Annotated in this window: 3 protein-coding genes; 1 reads left to right on the forward strand and 2 read right to left on the reverse strand. The window is 43.3% G+C overall.

Translation table 11 applies throughout. The features are described from left to right. Positions 1-1,257: ATP-binding cassette domain-containing protein (locus ACH2DQ_RS28955; protein ID WP_395028806.1), on the forward strand; the 1,257-nt coding region annotated here is incomplete at its 5' end. Between the two features lie 265 nt (positions 1,258-1,522). On the opposite strand, the gene ACH2DQ_RS28960 is transcribed toward ACH2DQ_RS28955, so the two are convergent. Next, positions 1,523-2,548, reverse strand: coding sequence for a M15 family metallopeptidase (locus tag ACH2DQ_RS28960; protein WP_394910653.1), 1,026 nt, complete (start codon positions 2,546-2,548; stop codon positions 1,523-1,525). A gap of 55 nt (positions 2,549-2,603) precedes the next feature. Further along, positions 2,604-2,975 carry a VOC family protein gene (locus tag ACH2DQ_RS28965; RefSeq protein WP_395028807.1) on the reverse strand — a complete coding sequence of 124 codons (372 nt, stop codon included), beginning with the start codon at positions 2,973-2,975 and terminating at the stop codon, positions 2,604-2,606. Positions 2,976-3,105: the final 130 nt, after the last annotated feature.

The following is a 3,105-nucleotide window of genomic DNA, read 5'->3' on the forward strand; positions in this document are numbered from 1 at the left end:
GGTGTAATTTATATTCTGGATGAACCAACCGTAGGCCTTCATCCCAAAGATACCGCCGGCCTGATGAAAATACTTCAAAAGTTGCGTGATCAGGATAATACCGTTCTGGTAATTGAACATGATGTGGATACGATGAAAAAGGCTGACTATATCATAGATATTGGTCCCGGCTCCGGTAAATATGGGGGCAGGGTTGTTGCAACAGGAACATTTGATGAAATAAAAAAACTGGAAAACTCAGTGACCGGAAGCTATCTTAAGAATCCCCCCGCTGGAAAAACATCTTTCAGAAAACCGGTGGTAGAAGCTATTCAGATCAGAGATGCTGATAAATACAATTTACAAAATATCAATGTGGATATTCCTTTGAAATGTCTGACCGCTATTACCGGGCCTTCCGGATCGGGTAAATCGACTTTGATATTTGAGGTGCTTGCAAAGGGACTTTCTCACGATAAGACAAATCGGGTGTCAGGACTTGAGCAGTTTGATAGCCTGGTTAAAATTGACCAGGCGGCAATCACGAAGATGAAGCGTTCCAATGTGGCAACTTATTCCGAAGTATATTCGGAAATCAGAACGTTATTTTCAAAAACAGATGCTGCAAAAAAAGCCGGATTCACTGCAAAACATTTCTCTTTTAACACACCCGGCGGCAGGTGTGAGAATTGTGAAGGACTGGGTTATGTAGACAGCAATATGTTGTTTTTTTCTGATATTCAGGTGGTATGCCCTGTCTGCAATGGGAATCAGTTCCATTACGATGTACTAAATGTTAAATACAAAGGCCTGTCCATAAAAGATGTTTTGAATCTCTCTGTGGAAGAAGCCGCCAATTTCTTTTTAGATCATACCAAGATCACAAAAATCCTGAACCTGCTGCTGGATGTGGGTCTTGGATATCTGGAGCTTGGACAAACCCTGACCACCTTATCCGGCGGAGAAGGGCAGCGTCTTAAGCTCGCAAAGGAACTGATCGGAAGCAGCGCAGGCAAGCATAATCTTTATCTGCTGGATGAACCTACAACCGGTTTGCATCCAAAAGACGTGGAACATTTTCTCGTTCTGCTGAATCGTATGGTGGACGCAGGAAATACCGTGGTAGTGGTAGAACATAATACCCAGATTATCAGAAACTGCGATTGGGTCATTGACCTTGGACCGGAGGGTGGGACAAAGGGAGGTAAAATAATATTTATTGGGGCACCGATAGATTTGAAAGAGAAAAGTGAGAGTATGATGGGGAAATATTTGTAGACTGTTTAGGCGTTTTAGAATATGATTTAGGGTTTTGCTGAGGAAGGGACGCTTTGCAGATGGCGTTAGTGTGCAGAAAGATGAGCGTGTGAAACTGGCATGGACACCGTCAGCTGGCCGCAGAACTGGTTTTCTCGTCATGGCGAGACCCCCGGGCTGTGGCTGGCTGTTTTAATTGGATACAGACCAATCCCGTTCTCAAGATCAGTTGCTTTAAGCCAATCGCGTTCAGCATGCCACACACCCCATAGTCAGAGCTGCATGATTATATTTTTTCCTCAAGATATTCCTCAAATGTAAGATCGTGCTTTTCAATATAAGCAGCCGCTTCCTTACCTACATAACGATAATGCCAGGACTCATAATCAATCCCGGTAATATCTGTTTTGTCTTTTGGATAGCGGAGAATAAAGCCGTATTTATAGCAGTTTTCCTGAAGCCATTGGGTTTCGGGCGTACTTTCCTGGCTGTCATCCAGAAGTTGATTGCTAAGCGCCACGATGTCCACCGCCAGACCGGTTTCATGTTCGCTGTAACCTGCCGGCATAACCGTTCTGGTAGCCTGCTCATAGGCTTCCTCTTCTGTCATTCCATTATTAGTCAGTTTCTTAATATCCTGGTCCAGAATTTCCTGCTGGCGCTGGGAACTGCGGTATGCAGAAGCAATACAAAAACGAAGTCCCTCACTGGTTCCGTCCTCCAGCATATTTTGCAGATCTTCACTGATGATTTCCGCAACCACCTTGTCGCTGTTGTCCAGTGTCTTCATTTTGATATTATAGTCCTTGCTCAAGGGATGATCTTTGTTCACCAGTACAAGAAGATCCGATTGTTCACTGTTCATCTTTTCTGTTTTCTTTTTATCTGACTTTTTTTCTGACTTTTTATCTGCTTTTATAACATTCTTGTCATATGCTTTGTTAACTGCTTTATCATCTGTTTTGTCATCTGCTTTATCATACGCTTCATCATCTGTCATATCTCTGCTCTCAACAGGCAGATTTTCCAGCCGCTTGTATTTTTGATTTGTGCTGTGGGATATCTCATTCTTTTGAGCCCGGTTCTCCTGCTCAAACTCAACATACAGCGAATCTGACGTTTTCACGCTTACTTGTTTCATACCTACCGGACTTAAACCCTTTGCCATTTCATTCCTGGGAATGCTGTCATTGCTTTTAAATCCAACTACTCCGGTCATAAGCGCCAATGACAGAGCCGATACCCCTAATACTTTTTTTACCAGCCGTTTTCCCCTAAAATGGAGGATCGGCTTTTTCTTTTGTTTCCTCATCGTAAATATAATCTCCTGTAAATTCTGACAGACTGCGTGCCGTTAGATCAAACCGCTATTCATAGCTGCACAATTCAACCAGGTTCCCATCCGGATCCCTCAGGTAAACAGATTTCATTTCCCCTGAAACTCCATGACGCAGGACAACGCCCAGCTCAATTTCCAACCCCTGTTCCAATAATTTATCCTTACACTGCTCAATTGGAATACAAATCTCAAAACATAAGTCTGCGCTTCCCGCTGTCACATTCTGAGCCTTGGGTTCCAATTCAAAACCTTTCCTATGTACATTAATCTTAAAATCTTCCGAAAATAATTCCCAGCGTCCGTTTGCTTCCCTGCAGTCAAATCCTAGCGCCCGGTAAAATGCAGTGCAGGCATCAATATCCGCTGTAGTAATAACGATATGGTCTATTTTTTTTATCATATTTATACCCCTGCATACCGCTGACTGGTCTGCGGTACTGCTCCAATAGAAAGTATGGAACGCTTTTTGTTCCATACTTATACCCCTGCATACCGCTGACGGGTCTGCGGTACTGCTTCAATAGAAAGTA

The organism is Robinsoniella sp. (assembly GCF_034124845.1).

Excerpts from the sequence above, each read along its gene's own strand:
- ACH2DQ_RS28960 (WP_394910653.1), bottom strand. The coding sequence starts at position 2,548 with ATGAGGAAACAAAAGAAAAAGCCGATCCTCCATTTTAGGGGAAAACGG.
- ACH2DQ_RS28965 (WP_395028807.1), bottom strand. The coding sequence starts at position 2,975 with ATGATAAAAAAAATAGACCATATCGTTATTACTACAGCGGATATTGAT.